The sequence below is a fragment of the Sphingomicrobium astaxanthinifaciens genome (assembly GCF_022865105.1).
Classification (GTDB): domain Bacteria; phylum Pseudomonadota; class Alphaproteobacteria; order Sphingomonadales; family Sphingomonadaceae; genus Sphingomicrobium; species Sphingomicrobium astaxanthinifaciens.
Genome location: NZ_JAKNYM010000002.1, coordinates 133379 through 147500, shown reverse-complemented (window position 1 = coordinate 147500; position 14122 = coordinate 133379). Strand labels below are relative to the sequence as shown.

General features: G+C 66.5%; 9 protein-coding genes, 1 tRNA gene and 2 rRNA genes (1 of these 12 only partly in view). 9 read left to right on the top strand and 3 right to left on the bottom strand.

The features are described 5' to 3' along the window. From L8951_RS04465 to L8951_RS04450, 4 genes are all read left to right on the top strand, one after another. Positions 1–2244: ribosomal RNA gene (locus tag L8951_RS04465) — 23S ribosomal RNA — on the top strand; it begins 548 nt to the left of the window's first position. Positions 2245–2344: 100 nt separating this feature from the next. Then, a 5S ribosomal RNA gene (gene rrf / locus L8951_RS04460) occupies positions 2345–2459 on the top strand. A 112-nt stretch (positions 2460–2571) separates the two neighbouring features. Continuing rightward, positions 2572–2648: transfer RNA gene (locus tag L8951_RS04455), tRNA-Met, on the top strand. A gap of 145 nt (positions 2649–2793) precedes the next feature. After that, positions 2794–3264 carry an MAPEG family protein gene (locus L8951_RS04450; protein ID WP_244381810.1) on the top strand — a complete coding sequence of 157 codons (471 nt, stop codon included), beginning with the start codon at positions 2794–2796 and terminating at the stop codon, positions 3262–3264. On the opposite strand, the gene acs is transcribed toward L8951_RS04450, so the two are convergent. Beyond that, complete coding sequence (gene acs / locus L8951_RS04445; RefSeq protein WP_244381809.1) at positions 3261–5183, bottom strand: acetate--CoA ligase; 1923 nt, start codon at positions 5181–5183, stop codon at positions 3261–3263. The two genes, L8951_RS04450 and acs, sit on opposite strands and share 4 nt — an antisense overlap. 115 nt (positions 5184–5298) lie before the next feature. Between acs and L8951_RS04440 the strand changes: the two genes are divergently transcribed. Both L8951_RS04440 and L8951_RS04435 read left to right on the top strand, forming a co-directional pair. Further along, complete coding sequence (locus L8951_RS04440) at positions 5299–5940, top strand: YceI family protein (RefSeq protein WP_244381808.1); 642 nt, start codon at positions 5299–5301, stop codon at positions 5938–5940. A 68-nt stretch (positions 5941–6008) separates the two neighbouring features. After that, the gene (locus L8951_RS04435; protein ID WP_244381807.1) at positions 6009–7256 is read left to right on the top strand and encodes a pectate lyase family protein; all 1248 of its coding nucleotides are present in this window, start codon (positions 6009–6011) and stop codon (positions 7254–7256) included. On the opposite strand, the gene L8951_RS04430 is transcribed toward L8951_RS04435, so the two are convergent. After that, a complete protein-coding gene (locus L8951_RS04430; protein WP_244381806.1) occupies positions 7253–8428 on the bottom strand; it encodes an acetyl-CoA C-acetyltransferase in 1176 nt (391 codons plus the stop codon). The genes L8951_RS04435 and L8951_RS04430 overlap by 4 nt on opposite strands. Positions 8429–8552: 124 nt before the next feature. Here L8951_RS04430 and hppD point away from each other — a divergent pair, with 124 nt between their 5' ends. Then, positions 8553–9653 carry a 4-hydroxyphenylpyruvate dioxygenase gene (gene hppD, locus L8951_RS04425; RefSeq protein WP_244381805.1) on the top strand — a complete coding sequence of 367 codons (1101 nt, stop codon included), beginning with the start codon at positions 8553–8555 and terminating at the stop codon, positions 9651–9653. Between the two features lie 36 nt (positions 9654–9689). Here hppD and L8951_RS04420 read toward each other — a convergent pair whose 3' ends face one another. Further along, positions 9690–11165, bottom strand: a complete 1476-nt coding sequence (locus L8951_RS04420; RefSeq protein ID WP_244381804.1) for an SLC13 family permease — start codon at positions 11163–11165, stop codon at positions 9690–9692. Between the two features lie 65 nt (positions 11166–11230). Here L8951_RS04420 and L8951_RS04415 point away from each other — a divergent pair, with 65 nt between their 5' ends. After that, on the top strand, positions 11231–11656 hold the full coding sequence (locus L8951_RS04415) for a VOC family protein (protein WP_244381803.1): 426 nt from the start codon (positions 11231–11233) through the stop codon (positions 11654–11656). 140 nt (positions 11657–11796) lie between these two features. Further along, the gene (gene katG, locus L8951_RS04410; RefSeq protein ID WP_244381802.1) at positions 11797–14016 is read left to right on the top strand and encodes a catalase/peroxidase HPI; all 2220 of its coding nucleotides are present in this window, start codon (positions 11797–11799) and stop codon (positions 14014–14016) included. The last annotated feature ends 106 nt before the right edge of the window (positions 14017–14122 follow it).

The window sequence follows — 14122 nt, the reverse complement described above, 5'->3', positions numbered from 1 at the left end:
TTGCCTACAAGCAGTGGGAGGATCCTCGAGATCTGACCGCGTACCTCTTGCATAATGGGTCAGTGACTTACTGTATCGAGCAAGCTTAAGCCGATAGGTGGAGGCGAAGCGAAAGCGAGTCTGAATAGGGCGAATGAGTTCGATGCAGTAGACCCGAACCCCGGCGATCTAGACATGGCCAGGTTGAAGGTGCGGTAACACGCACTGGAGGACCGAACCGTTGTATGTTGAAAAATGCTCGGATGAGCTGTGTCTAGGGGTGAAAGGCCAATCAAGCCGGGAAATAGCTGGTTCTCCGCGAAAACTATTGAGGTAGTGCCTCGGATGTATGCCGTTGGGGGTAGAGCACTGGATGGGCTAGGGCTGCGCGAGCGGTACCAAACCTAACCAAACTCCGAATACCAACGAGTCTTGTCCGGGAGACAGACGGCGGGTGCTAAGGTCCGTCGTCAAAAGGGAAACAGCCCTAACCTACAGCTAAGGTCCCCAAGTCATCACTAAGTGGGAAAGCATGTGGGAATCCCAAAACAACCAGGAGGTTGGCTTAGAAGCAGCCATCCTTTAAAGAAAGCGTAACAGCTCACTGGTCTAAATAAGGGTTCCTGCGGCGAAGATGTATCGGGGCTAAAGTGATGCACCGAAGCTTAGGGTTCGTGATTTATCACGAGCGGTAGCGGAGCGTTCTGTAAGTCTGTGAAGCCGAAGGGTAACCGACGGTGGAGATATCAGAAGTGCGAATGCTGACATGAGTAGCGATAAAGAGGGTGAGATGCCCTCTCGCCGAAAGCCCAAGGGTTCCTGCGCAAGGCTAATCCGCGCAGGGTAAGTCGGCCCCTAAGACGAGCCCGAAGGGGGTAGTCGATGGGAAACAGGTTAATATTCCTGTACCTGGAGATGTGTGACGGATGGCGGATGTAGTTCGACCTTATCGGATTGGTCGGGCTGCCAAGTTGTCCCGGGAAATAGCCTCTCCATTATAGACCGTACCCGAAACCGACACAGGTGGGCAGGTAGAGTATACCAAGGCGCTTGAGAGAAGGGTGTTGAAGGAACTCGGCAAATTGCCTCCGTACCTTCGGAAGAAGGAGGCCCCGTCAGAAGGCAACTTTTGGCGGGGGGCACAGGCCAGGGGGTAGCGACTGTTTATCAAAAACACAGGGCTCTGCTAAGTCGGCTTCAAGACGACGTATAGGGTCTGACGCCTGCCCGGTGCTTGAAGGTTAAAAGGAGGAGTGCAAGCTCCGAATTGAAGCCCAAGTAAACGGCGGCCGTAACTATAACGGTCCTAAGGTAGCGAAATTCCTTGTCGGGTAAGTTCCGACCTGCACGAATGGCGTAACGACTTCCCCACTGTCTCCAACACCTGCTCAGCGAAATTGAATTCTCCGTGAAGATGCGGAGTACCCGCGGTTAGACGGAAAGACCCCGTGCACCTTTACTGCAGCTTCAGAGTGGCTGTGGGAAACATTTGTGTAGGATAGGTGGGAGGCTTTGAACTTCCGGCGCCAGTCGGAAGGGAGCCATTGGTGAAATACCACCCTGATGTTTTCTATAGTCTAACCTCGAACCGTTATCCGGTTCAGGGACCCTCTGTGGCGGGTAGTTTGACTGGGGCGGTCGCCTCCTAAAGAGTAACGGAGGCGCGCGATGGTAGGCTCAGGACGGTTGGAAACCGTCTGCAAGAGTGCAATGGCATAAGCCTGCCTGACTGCGAGACTGACAGGTCGAGCAGAGACGAAAGTCGGTCATAGTGATCCGGTGGTCCCTCGTGGAAGGGCCATCGCTCAACGGATAAAAGGTACGCCGGGGATAACAGGCTGATAACCCCCAAGAGCTCATATCGACGGGGTTGTTTGGCACCTCGATGTCGGCTCATCACATCCTGGGGCTGGAGCAGGTCCCAAGGGTTTGGCTGTTCGCCAATTAAAGTGGTACGTGAGCTGGGTTCAGAACGTCGCGAGACAGTTTGGTCCCTATCTGCCGTGGGCGTCGATACTTGAAAGGAGTTGCCCCTAGTACGAGAGGACCGGGGTGAACATACCTCTGGTGGACCTGTCATCGTGCCAACGGTGCAGCAGGGTAGCTATGTATGGACGGGATAACCGCTGAAAGCATCTAAGCGGGAAGCCTCCCTTGAGATAAGGTATCATCGAGTCGTGGAAGACCACCACGTTGATAGGCCGGGTGTGGAAGCGCAGTAATGCGTGGAGCTAACCGGTCCTAATTACTCTTTTCGCGCTTGAGAGTCCCACCATCATCGACAGCCCTTTGGGCGCCGATGTGGCGGTATCGCTCAGCAAGATAACGCCCCAGATTTCTAGACCTTCATACGACGATCCCATAGCTTGGTGACCATAGCGTCCGTGACCCACCCGATCCCATCCCGAACTCGGCCGTGAAACCGGACAGCGCCGATGGTACTTCAGCTTAAGCTGCGGAAGAGTAGGTCGTCGCCAGGCTTTGCGATCGCCGTATGAAGAAACCCATTCACAAGTCATCACATAGCCGCTGCCGAGCGTCCCTCGAGCGGCGGCTTTCGTGTTTATAGGCCGGCAACGGCCGCATGATTGGCGCGGGGTGGAGCAGTCCGGTAGCTCGTCAGGCTCATAACCTGAAGGTCGTAGGTTCAAATCCTACCCCCGCAACCATCACCATAAGCCCCGCCCCCCGCGGGGCTTTCCTTTTGACGCTACCGGCATGCGCCGCTGCCCTACGACGCGACCCCGCGAGGGAGCACTTGCCCCGCTTACGCTCCTGCTGCACGGTCGGCGCGTGCCAACCCAGGGGGACGTCATGCCGGAACTCCAATTTTCGAACCCGATCTTCGCGGCCTATGCCGCCAGCGCCGCGACGATGGTGCTGCTCGGCGTCGTCACCGCCTGGGCCACGGTGATCCAGATGATGCGCCATAAGGGCGGGTTCCGCGCGCCCGAGGACCTGCGCCGCACCCCGCTCAACCCCCAGCCGCGGCCCGACCAGACCGCGCCGCTCGAGGCGGTCGACCGCTACCGCCGGATCATGCAGAACCATCTCGAGAACCTGCCCTTCTTCCTCGTGATCGGGCTGCTGTTCGTCCTGACCGGGCCGAGCGTCGCGTTGGCGCGCTGGCTGTTCGCGGGCTATGTCGTCTCGCGCCTGCTGCATTTCCTCAGCTACGCCAGCGCGCAGGTCCACGACATCCGCGCCACCTTCTGGACCATCGGGTCGCTGATCCTGGTGGCGATGAGCGTGCGCGTGCTCGCGGCGGGGGTGGCCGCGCTCTAGATCGCGGGGTGTCCCGCGATCAGCGCCTCGACCACCCCGGGGTCGGCGAGCGTCGAGGTGTCGCCGAGCGACCCCGTGTCCCCCTCGGCGATCTTGCGCAGGATCCGGCGCATGATCTTGCCCGAGCGTGTCTTGGGTAGCGACGGGGCGAAGTGGAGATGGTCGGGGGTGGCGATCGGGCCGATTTCCTTGCGCACATGGGCGCGCAAGGCGGCGGCGAGCGCCTCACTCGGTTCCACCCCGGCGATTAGCGTGACGTAGCAGTAGATACCCTGCCCCTTGATGTCGTGAGGAGTGCCGACCACCGCCGCCTCGGCGACCTGGTCGTGCAGGACGAGCGCGCTCTCGACCTCGGCGGTGCCCAGCCGGTGCCCCGAGACGTTGATGACGTCGTCGACCCGCCCGGTGATGCGATAGTAGCCCTCGGCATCGCGCTCGCAGCCGTCGCCGGTGAAATAGCGCCCGCGATAGGTCGAGAAATAGGTGTCGGTGAAACGCTGGTGGTCGCGATAGACGGTGCGCGCCTGCCCGGGCCAGCTGCGCGCGATGCACAGGTTGCCCGCGGCGGGGCCCTCGAGCCGCTTCCCGTCGGCATCGACGAGCTCGGGGACGACGCCGAAGAAGGGCTTGCCCGCGGCGCCGGGCCTCATCGCATGCGCGTGCGGCAGGGTGGTGATCATGATCCCTCCCGTCTCGGTCTGCCACCAGGTATCGACAATCGGGCAGCGCCCGTTGCCGACGACCGAATGGTACCAGCGCCACGCCTCGGGGTTGATCGGTTCGCCGACGGTGCCGAGGAGGCGGAGCGACCGGCGGCTGCGGCTCGTCACGGGGGCATCGCCCTCGCGCATCAGCGCGCGGATCGCGGTCGGGGCGGTGTAGAGGATCTCGACCCCGTGCTTGTCGACCACGTCCCAGAAGCGGCCGTGGTCGGGCCAGTTGGGGACGCCCTCGAACATCAGCGTGGTGGCGCGGTTGAGGAGCGGGCCGTAGACGATGTAGCTGTGCCCGGTGACCCAGCCGATATCGGCGGTGCACCAGTAGACCTCGCCCGGGTGGTAGTCGAAGACGTAGCGGAAGGTGGTCGCCGCCCAGACGCCATAGCCCCCGGTGGTATGCAGCACCCCCTTGGGCTTGCCGGTCGAGCCCGAGGTGTAGAGGATGAACAGCGGATCCTCGGCGGCCATCGGCTCGCACGGGCAGTCGGCGTCGGAGACGACCTCGTGGAGCCAGTGGTCGCGCCCCTCGGTCCAGTCGACGGCATCGCCAGTGTGGCGCAGGACGAGGACGCCGTCGACCTCGACCCCGTCGCGTTCGAGCGCGGCATCGACATTGGCCTTGAGCGCGACGGGCCGCCCCCCGCGGCGCCCGGCGTCGGCGGTGATCACGAACCGGCTGTCGCAATCGACCAGCCGCCCGGCCAGCGCGTCGGGGGAAAAGCCGCCGAACACCACCGAGTGGATCGCGCCGAGCCGCGCGCAGGCGAGCATGGCGAAGGCGCCTTCTGGGACCATCGGCATGTAGAGCGTCACGCGGTCGCCCTTACCCACCCCGAGCGCCTTGAGGGCATTGGCCATCCGCACCACCTCGCGGTGCAGCTGGGCATAGGTGAAGCGCCGCACCTCGCCGGCGGGATCGTCGGGCTCGAAGATGATCGCGAGCGCGTCGCCATGGTCGGCGAGGTGGCGATCGACCGCATTGTGGCACAGGTTGAGCACGCCGTCCTCGAACCACTTGATCTCGACCGGGTCGAACGTCCAGTCGCCCGCCCGGGTCGGGGGCGTGGTCCAGTCGAGCTGCCCGGCCTGGTCGAGCCAGAAGCGGTCCGGATCCTCGATCGACTGGCGGTAGAGCCGGTCGTAGGTCGCGGCGTCGGCGTGGCTGGCCGCGCGCGCGGGGGGCGGGATGGTCGGGTCCATGCGGGTCTCCTGATGGGGTGCCATCCTAGCGCGGATCGCGCGAAAGCCCAGCGGGAACCGGCCTCGTGGCTGGGGCTTTGACGATGCGACCCGGCCCCATAAGGAAAGCTGCTTCATGAAGATCGCCACCACCCTGCTCGGCCCGCTCGCGCTCGTCGCGGCCGCCGGCCACCTCGCCGCGCAGCCCGCCGGGGCGCCCGCCACCCCGGCCGAGGTCGCCGCCGCCCAAAGCGGGTACTATGTCACCGACCCCGCGCATACGCTCGTGCGCTGGTCGGTCAGCCACTTCGGCTTCAACCCCTATTGGGGCAGCTTCGGCGATGTCGAGGGGCACCTCCACCTCGATACGCAGGAGCTGGCGAACAGCCGGCTCGACGTGACCATCCCGATCGATTCGCTCGCGGTGGTGAGCGAAGGGCTGCGCGAGCACCTGCTGCGCCCGGGCAGCGACGGGGGCGACCCCGACTTCTTCGGACCCGAGGCCGCCCCCGCGCGCTTCGTATCGTCGAAGATCCGCCGCACCGGGCCGACGAGCGCGCTGATCCATGGCGAGCTCACGCTCAACGGGGTGACCCGGCCGGTCGCGATCGCCGCGACCTTCACCGGCGCGGGCGCCAATCCGATGAGCAAGGCCGAGACGCTCGGCTTCACCGGGCGGGCGCGGATCGTGCGCTCGCAGTTCGGGATCGATTTTGCGGTGCAGGCCGTGTCCGACGAGGTCGACCTCGAGATCAGCGCGGCGTTCGAGCGCCAGTGAGGACTAGGGGCCGGCGGCTCGCCGGCCCGTTCATCGCGCCGACACGCCGCGGGTCTATGCTGGGCACCATGCGACCCATTCTCCTTGCCTGTCTTGCCAGCCTGGCCGGTTGCCTGCTCCTCCTCGCGCCGGCGAGCGAGGCGCGCCCGGTCGCGGCGAGCGCGCTGTTCGACGAGGCGGGCGGCTATGCCGCCGATGCGCGGGGCGGGCTGGGCAAGCCGCTCTATGTCGTCACCAAGAGGGACGACGACGGGTCGCCCGGGACGCTGCGCCACGCGCTGCGCGGGGGCGATCGCTGGATCGTCTTCGACCCCGCGCTGTTCACCGAGCGCAACCCGCGCACCAACACCCTCGACGCGGTCATCGAGCTGCGCGATTTCATCCAGTTCTCGGGATCCAACATCACCATCGACGGGCGCGCCGGCTGGGCCGGCGAGGTGCCGCGGCGGGTGGTCGTGCGGCGGGCTTACGACTGGGCCGACTATCGCGCCCACCCGACCCGTCCGGGCGAGTGCCAGCGCCGCGACGGCACCAGCGTCGACGGCCTGTTCAAGCTGCGCGGGGCGCGCAACATCGTGATCACCCACCTCGTCCTCGAGCAACGCGCGCGGGGGCGGGTCCCCGCCGGGGTCGAGCGGCGCGACTGCCTGGGCGATATCATCAACGTCTTCAACCTCGCGTCCGAGCAGGCGGGGGCGATCGGGTTCGACCGGCTGTGGATCAATCGTTTGGACTTTCGCGGCTGCATGGACGGCTGCATCGACATCACCCATCCGTCCGACCGCCACGTCGCCGACGTCAGCATCTCGCGCAACCGCTTCGTCGATACCGACAAGACGCTGCTGCTCGGCAATCTCGATTTCGAGCGCCATCCCGAGTTCAACAACCGGCTGCGCGTCTCGTTGTGGCTCAACCATTTCGTGCGCGCCAACCAGCGGCTGCCGCTGATCGCGGCGGCGGACGCGCATGTGTTCAACAACCTCTACGAGGATTGGTACCAGGCCGCGATCGACGTGCGCGGACCGACCCGGCTGTTCGCCGAATATAATGTCTTCGCCGGGCGCCGCGTGCGCGATGACGCCATCGCGATCGGCGCGCAGGGACACGGGCGCGCGCGGGTGCTGGCGGAGCACAATTTCTACCGCGCGGCGCACGCCGCCGACCGGCACATCGGCGGGCTCGACCGCAGCGCGCCCGCCTATCGCGCGGCGACCATCGCGCGCCGCGCGCAGCGCTTCGCCGGGCGCGACGAGGCCCGGGCCTCAATCGCGCGTGCGGCGGGCTGGCGCCCCGCCGCCAACGACCTGCTGCGCTAAAGCGCCTCGACGATGGTGGCGTTGGCAATGCCCCCGCCCTCGCACATCGTCTGGAGCCCGAAGCGCTGGCCCTGCTGGCGCAGCGCTTGGATCATGGTGGTCATGAGCTTGGTGCCCGAGGCACCGAGCGGATGGCCGAGCGCGATCGCCCCGCCGCGCGGGTTGAGCTTTTGCGGGTCGGCGCCCGTCTCCTCGAGCCACGACAGCGGCACGGGGGCGAAGGCCTCGTTGACCTCGTAATGGTCGATGTCGGCATGGGAGCGGCCGGCGCGGTCGAGCACCTTGGCGGTCGCGGGCGCAGGCTCCATCAGCATGACGACGGGGTCGCCTGCGGTGACCGCGAGCGCGTCGATGCGGGCGAGCGGGGTGAGGCCGTGCGCTTTTAGCGCGGCTTCGGACACGACCAGCACGCCCGAGGCGCCGTCGCAAATCTGGCTGGCATTGCCCGCGGTGATGACGCCGCCCTCGGCGATCGGGTCGAGCCCGGCGAGGCCCTCCATCGAGGCGTTGGCGCGGATGCCCTCGTCGCGCGCGTGGCGGATGGGATTGCCGTCCTTGTCGAGCCCGTCGAGGACGAGGATTTCCGCGTCGAACGAGCCGTCCTGCGTCGCGGCGGCGGCGCGCCGGTGGCTTTGCAGCGCAAAAGCGTCGAGCTGGTCGCGGGTCATGCCGTAGCGCTCGGCGATCATCTGCGCGCCGGTGAATTGCGAGAAGGTCGCGACGCCGAAGCGCTGCTTGATCGAGGGGGGGAAGGGATCGGCCGGGAGGCCCGCCTTGGCGACCGCCATGATCGGGGTGCCCATCGGCACGCGGGTCATGCTTTCCACCCCGCCCGCGATCACCACGTCCTGCGTCCCGCTCATCACCGCCTGCGCGGCGAAATGGAGCGCCTGCTGCGAGGAGCCGCACTGGCGGTCGATGGTGACGGCGGGGACGCTCTGCGGCAGCGAGGAGGCGAGCACGCAATTGCGCGCGACGTGGAACGCCTGCTCGCCCGCCTGGCTGACGCAGCCGATGATGACATCGTCGATCGCCGCGGGGTCGATGCCGCTATCGGCGACCAGCGCATCGAGGATCGCCGCGCCCAGGTCGGCGGGGTGCCAGTCGCGAAGCGCGCCCTTGCGCCGGCCCCCCGCGGTGCGCCGCGCGGCGACGATATAGGCCTCGGCCATCGATCCTTCTCCCTGCCTCGTTCGTTTCGGTCCTGATGGACAAGCGCGCCGCGATTGTCGATGCCGCGCGATCCGTGCTAGGCGCGCGCCCGACCGCAGTTTGCGCGCGAGAGGGAGGAAACGCATGGCTGACCTGTTCGACAACCCCGCCGGCCTCGACGGCTTCGAATTCGTCGAGTTCTCGGCGCCCGAAAAGGGGCTGCTCGAGCCGGTGTTCGAGGCGATGGGCTTCACCCATGTCGCCAACCACCGCTCGAAGGATGTCCAGCTCTGGCGGCAGGGCGGGATCAACCTCATCACCAATTACGAACCGGGCAGCCACGCCGCCTATTTCGCCGCCGAGCACGGGCCGGGTGCCTGCGCGATGGCGTTCCGGGTGCGCGACATCGAGACCGCCTGGGACTATGTGATCGAACAGGGCGCGCAGCCGGTCCCGGTCGAGACCGGGCCGATGGAACTGGCGATCCCCGCGATCAAGGGGATCGGGGGCAGCTATCTGTACCTCGTCGACCGCTATCCCGACGAACAGGGCGAGGGGCTGAGCATCTACGATATCGACTTCGACTATCTCGAGGGTGTCGAGCGCCACCCCGAGGGGGCGGGCTTCAAGGTGATCGATCACCTCACGCACAACGTCTACAACGGGCGCATGGCCTATTGGGCCGACTATTACGAGAAGCTCTTCAACTTCCAGGAAATCCGCTATTTCGACATCAAGGGCGAATATACCGGGCTGACCTCGAAGGCGCTGACCGCTCCCGACGGCAAGATCCGTATCCCGCTCAACGAAGAAGGCGAAGGCGGCAAGGGGCAGATCGAGGAATATCTGCGCGAATTCAACGGCGAGGGGATCCAGCATATCGCGCTGATCTGCGATGATCTCTACGCCGCCTGGGACAAGCTCAAGCAGAGCGGCGTGCCCTTCATGACCGCGCCCCCCGAGACCTATTACGAGATGCTCGACGAGCGGCTGCCCGGCCATGGCGAGCCGGTCGGCGAGTTGAAGGCGCGCGGGATCCTGCTCGACGGCACGATCGAGGACGGGGCGCCGCGGCTGCTGCTGCAGATCTTCGCCGAGGCCAAGATCGGGCCGGTGTTCTTCGAATTCATCCAGCGCAAGGGTGACGAGGGCTTTGGCGAGGGCAACTTTAAGGCGCTGTTCGAGAGCATGGAGCGCGACCAGATCAAGCGCGGCGTGCTCAAGACCGAAGACGAACCCGCCTAAGAAATCAGTCGGGCGAACGCGCGCAAGCGCGCACGCCTAGGCCAGCACCACGGGCACGAGCAGCAGCGCGATCGCGCTGATCACGGCGACCGACAACAGGTTGAGCAGCAGCCCGGCGCGGATCATCTGCGCGGTCGCCACCTTGCCCGACGAATAGACGATCGCGTTGGGCGCGGTGGCGACCGGCAGCATGAAGGCGCAGCTCGCCGCCAGCGTCACCGGCACGATCAGCAGCAGCGGGTCATGGCCCGTCTCGGTCGCGATCGCCGCCATCACCGGCAGGAAGGTCGCGGTGGTGGCGAGGTTCGAGGTGAATTCGGTGAGGCTGATCACCAGCGCGCAGGCGGCGACCACGAGCAGCGCGACATGCCAGCCCGCGAGCGGGGCGAGCTGGCCGCCGATCCAGCCCGACAGCCCGCTCTCGCCCATCGCGCCGGCGAGCGCGAGCCCGCCGCCGAACAGCACCAGCACGCCCCACGGCATGCGCGTCATCTCCTCCCAGTCCATCAGCGCGCCCGGGCGCGAGCCGGCAGGGATGAGGAAGGCGAGGAGCGCCGCGGTCATGGCGATGGTGGAATCGGTCACCGCGGTGATGCCGGTGAGGCTGGCGAAGGGCGCGCGCAGCACCCAGGCGAGGACGAGCGCGAGGAATAGCAGCGCGACCCGCTTTTCGGCTGTCGCCGCAGGCCCGAGCGCGTCGTGGAGCCGCTCGATCTCGGCGCGCGCACCCGGGGTGGCGTGAAAGTCGACGCGGAAGGCGAGGCGGGTCAGCACCCACCAGCCGATCGGGAGCAGCAGGAGGGTGGCGGGCAGCCCGACCAGCATCCATTGCGCGAAGGGAATGGCGCGGCCGTAGGTCTCGTCGAGGAACCCCGCCATCAGCGCGTTGGGCGGGGTGCCGACCAGCGTCGCGACCCCGCCGATGGTCGCGCCATAGGCGACCCCGAGCAGCAGCGCCGCCTCGAACTGGACGCGCGCGGTGCCGTCGAGGTCGGGCAGGCTGGCGCGCATGGCGAGCGTGATCGACAGCGCGATCGGCACCAGCATCAGCGTGGTCGAGGTATTGGAGATCCACATCGAGAGGAGCGCGGCGGCGAGCATGAACCCCGCGACCAGCGCGCGCCCGTCGCTGCCGATGCGGCGCACCATCTTCAAGGCGATGCGCTGGTGCAGCCCGCAGCGTTCGATCGCGAGCGCGACGACGAACCCGCCGAAGAAGAGGTAGATGATCGGATGCGCATAGCGCGCGGCGGTCGCGGTCATGTCCATCGCGCCGATGAGCGGAAACAGGATGAGCGGGAGGAAGGCGGTCGCGGCGGGCGGGATCGCCTCGGTCATCCACCAGCTGCCCATCAGCACCGCGGCGGCGGCGGTCAGCCGCGCTTCCTCACTGAGGCCGGGGGGATCGAAGAACAGCGCGATGAGCAGCGCGGCGACGATGCCGCCATAGCGACCGACCAACTGCGTGCGGCTGGGCGCGATGCCGCGCCGGATCTGGCTGTCCCCCGTCATGGCGGCGACGGTGGGAAAGCAAGCGCGCGCTGTCAAACGCCGCGTTTGCGCGCTAGGCAGGGGCGATGACCGAGATGCCGCCCTTCCACCTCGCCTTCCCCGTCGACGATCTCGAGGCCACGCGCGGCTTCTACGGCGGGCTGCTCGGGTGCCGCGAGGGGCGGTCGAGCGAGGACTGGGTCGATTTCGACCTGTTCGGGCACCAGGTCGTGGCGCATCTCGATCCGGCGCACGAGCGGGCGGCGAGCACCAACGCGGTCGATGGCGACGCGGTGCCGATCTTCCATTTCGGGGTGGTGCTCGACTTCGACGGCTTCGAGGCGCTGGCGCGGCGGCTGCGCGAGGGCGGCGCCGACTTCATCATCGAACCGCGCACGCGGTTTGCCGGCCAGCCGGGCGAGCAGCGGACGATGTTCGTGCGCGATCCGGCGGGCAACGCGCTCGAGTTCAAGGCCTTCGCCAGCCGCGATCGCATCTTCGCCACCGACTGACCCAGCCGATTAACTCGGCAGGTTCCATCGAAATCCTCGATTGAACTGACCAATGTTGTTGATTGGACGGAAGCTGCCGCGAGGCGCACCCTATGGCGGCAACGTATACCGAGTCGAAACAGCCAGAAGGGGAATCATCGATGGACGCCAAGACCGGAACGACGGGGGGCGGCTGCCCCTTCCATGGAGACGGCGGGATCCGCTCGCTCCTCGGCCGCCAGAACAAGGACTGGTGGCCCGACCAGCTCGACCTCGAGATCCTCACCACCGGGGGCAAGAGCGCCAACCCGCTGGGCGAGGATTTCGACTATCAGAAGGCCTTCCTCGAGCTCGACTACCAGGCGCTCAAGGACGACCTTACCGCGCTGATGACCGACAGCCAGGAGTGGTGGCCGGCCGACTATGGGCATTACGGCCCCTTCTTCATCCGCATGGCGTGGCACGCGGCGGGGACCTATCGCACGGGTGACGGGCGCGGCGGCGCCTCGAGCGGCCAGCAGCGCTTCGCGCCGTTGAACTCGTGGCCCGACAACGGCAACCTCGACAAGGCGCGGCGGCTGTTGTGGCCGATCAAGCAGAAATACGGCAATCGCATCAGCTGGGCCGACCTGTTCGTGCTCACCGGCAACGTCGCGATCGAGAGCATGGGCGGCCCCGTCTTCGGCTTCGGCGGCGGGCGTGCCGACGTGTTCGAACCCGAGATGGTCTATTGGGGTTCGGAAGAGAAATGGGTCGATGAAGGCGCCGAGACGCGTATCATCCCCGACGAGGGCAAGGCGCTCGAGAACCCGCTCGCGGCGATCCAGATGGGGCTCATCTACGTCAATCCCGAAGGCCCGGGCGGCAATCCGCACGACGCCGAGGGGATGGCGCGCGACATGCGCGAGACCTTCAGCCGGATGGCGATGAACGACGAGGAGACGGTCGCGCTCACCGCGGGCGGGCACGCCTTCGGCAAGGCGCATGGCGCCAAGCCGATCGACACCTTCTCGGGCGCGCCCGAGGGCGAACATCTCCATCGCATGGGCTTCGGTTGGCTCACCGATCCCGAGGAGATCGGCAAGGGGCATATCACCACCAGCGGGATCGAGGGCGCGTGGACGCCCAACCCGACTGAGTGGGGCAACGACTATTTCCGGCTGCTGTTCAAATATGACTATGAGCTGGTCCAGTCCCCCGCGGGCGCCAACCAGTGGCAGCCGATCGACCCCGACCCCGAGGACATGGCGCCCGACGCGCGCGATCCCTCGAAGAAGGTGCCGACGATGATGACGACGGCGGACATGGCGCTGAAGCGCGACCCCGATTATCGCAAGATTTCGGAGCGCTTCCGCGACGACCAGGCGGCGCTCGACGATGCCTTCGCGCGCGCGTGGTTCAAGCTGACCCACCGCGACATGGGACCCAAGGTCCGCTACCTCGGCCCCGAGGTGCCCGACCAGGACCTCATCTGGCAGGATCCGGTGCCCCCCGGTTCGACCCCCTCGGAGGGCGACGTGTCGGCGTTCAAGGACAAGATTCTCGATGCCGGCCTGTCGGTGAGCGAATTGGTCAAGGCGGCCTGGGCCTCGGCCTCGACCTATCGCAAGTCGGATCATCGCGGCGGCGCCAATGGGGCGCGGCTGCGGCTCGAACCGCAGAAGGACTGGGCGGTCAACGACCCCGAGGAACTGTCGAAGGTGCTATCGACCATCGACCAGCATCGCGGCAGCCTGTCGATGGCCGATGCAATCGTGCTCGCGGGCGCGGCGGCGATCGAGAAGGCGGCCAAGGACGGCGGCTTCGACGTCAGTGTCGACGTCACCACCGGGCGCGGCGATGCCAGCCAGGAGCAGACCGACGTCGAGAGCTTCGAGCCCCTCGAACCCTTCGCCGACGGTTTTCGCAACTATCTCAAGACCAAGGCGCAGGTGAAGACCGAGGACATGCTGATCGATCGCGCCGAGAATCTCGGGCTGTCGATCCCCGAGATGACCGTGCTGGTCGGCGGCCTGCGCGTGCTCGGCGCGGTCAGCCACCATGCCAGGCATGGCGACAAGATCGGGGTCTTCACCGACCGTCCCGGCACGCTGTCGAACGACTGGTTCGTCAACCTCCTCGAGATGGGGACCGTCTGGGAGGTGGTCGACGAGAGCGGCGACGAGGAATTCGTCGGCAAGTGCCGCCAGTCGGGCGAGGAAAAGTGGCGCGCCACGCGCACCGACCTCGTGTTCGGCTCCAACTCGCAGCTTCGCGCGGTCGCCGAGGTCTATGCCGAGACGGGCAATGAGGAAAAGTTCGTGAGGGACTTCGTGGCTGCGTGGACCAAGGTCATGGACGCCGACCGCTTCGACCTTCGCTACCGGCAATATCACGGCTGAGCCCGTGCCCCGGCGCGGGGCCTTTTCCCACCCGCACGGCAGCGCCCCCGACCGCCCTGGTCGGGGGCGCTGCTGCATTGGGCCTCAGGCCATGCCGGTCGCGGCG

Excerpts from the sequence above, each read along its gene's own strand:
- L8951_RS04415 (WP_244381803.1), top strand. The coding sequence starts at position 11,231 with ATGACCGAGATGCCGCCCTTCCACCTCGCCTTCCCCGTCGACGATCTC.
- L8951_RS04440 (WP_244381808.1), top strand. The coding sequence starts at position 5,299 with ATGAAGATCGCCACCACCCTGCTCGGCCCGCTCGCGCTCGTCGCGGCC.
- katG (WP_244381802.1), top strand. The coding sequence starts at position 11,797 with ATGGACGCCAAGACCGGAACGACGGGGGGCGGCTGCCCCTTCCATGGA.
- L8951_RS04435 (WP_244381807.1), top strand. The coding sequence starts at position 6,009 with ATGCGACCCATTCTCCTTGCCTGTCTTGCCAGCCTGGCCGGTTGCCTG.
- hppD (WP_244381805.1), top strand. The coding sequence starts at position 8,553 with ATGGCTGACCTGTTCGACAACCCCGCCGGCCTCGACGGCTTCGAATTC.
- acs (WP_244381809.1), bottom strand. The coding sequence starts at position 5,183 with ATGGACCCGACCATCCCGCCCCCCGCGCGCGCGGCCAGCCACGCCGAC.
- L8951_RS04430 (WP_244381806.1), bottom strand. The coding sequence starts at position 8,428 with ATGGCCGAGGCCTATATCGTCGCCGCGCGGCGCACCGCGGGGGGCCGG.
- L8951_RS04420 (WP_244381804.1), bottom strand. The coding sequence starts at position 11,165 with ATGACGGGGGACAGCCAGATCCGGCGCGGCATCGCGCCCAGCCGCACG.
- L8951_RS04450 (WP_244381810.1), top strand. The coding sequence starts at position 2,794 with ATGCCGGAACTCCAATTTTCGAACCCGATCTTCGCGGCCTATGCCGCC.